General features: G+C 59.6%; 1 pseudogene. It reads left to right on the top strand.

The window, feature by feature from the left end:
- Positions 1–65 precede the first annotated feature (65 nt).
- Positions 66–1,013 (top strand): annotated as a pseudogene (locus MF134_RS23775) (IS3 family transposase); the annotation flags it as partial.

Raw genomic sequence — 1,013 nt, 5'->3', positions numbered from 1 at the left:
TGGTCTGCCCCCACTGAAGTGGTCCTTCATAAAGTATGGTTTTGAGACCATTGGAGGACGAGAGCATGCCGAACAAGAAGCACAAGCCTGAAGAGATCGTCGCGAAGCTGCGTCAGGTTGATGTCCTGGTTTCGCAAGGACGAAGCGTGGCCGAGGCGGTCCGCGCGATCGGCGTCACGCAATTCACGTATTATCGTTGGCGCAAGGAGTATGGCGGCTTGAAGGGCAGCCAGGTGAAGCGCCTGAAGGATCTGGAGAAGGAGAACGAGCGGCTGCGCAAGGCGGTCTCCGATCTCACCCTTGAGAAGCTGATCCTCAGTGAGGCCGCTTCGGGAAACTTCTAAGCCCTTCCCGTCGTCGGCAGTGCGTCGAGCATGTCGTCGAGATGCTCGGCGTGTCGGAACGCATGGCGTGTCGGGTTCTCGGCCAGCATCGCTCGACGCAGCGCAAGCGGCCGACCGGACGGGCTGACGAAAAGGCGCTGACCGCTGACATCGTCAGGCTCGCCAGCGAGTACGGCCGATACGGCTATCGGCGGATCGCCGCCATGCTGAAGAGCGAAGGCTGGACGGTGAACGTCAAGCGCGTTGAGCGGATCTGGCGTCGGGAAGGGCTGAAGGTCCCACAGAAACAACCGAAGCGAGGCCGGCTCTGGCTGAACGACGGATCGTGTGTCCGCCTACGACCTGAGTATGCCAACCATGTCTGGTCCTACGACTTCGTCGAAAGCCGGACCCATGACGGAAGGAAGTTCCGCATGCTGAATATCATCGACGAGTTCACGCGGGAATGCCTGGTGATCCGCATCGATCGGAAGTTGAACTCGATCAACGTCATCGATGTCCTGACGGACCTGTTCATCCTGCGCGGACCGCCTGGATATGTGAGGTCGGACAACGGTCCGGAGTTCATCGCGAAGGCTGTGAGGGAATGGATCGTCGCGGTCGGTGCAAAGACGGCGTTTATCGAGCCTGGCAGTCCATGGGAGAACGGCTATTGCGAGAGCTTCAATT

Source organism: Jiella marina, from assembly GCF_024359545.1.
Classification (GTDB): Bacteria; Pseudomonadota; Alphaproteobacteria; order Rhizobiales; family Rhizobiaceae; genus Jiella.
Note: the sequence above shows the minus strand (reverse complement) of the source record. Positions and strands in the feature narration are given on the sequence as shown.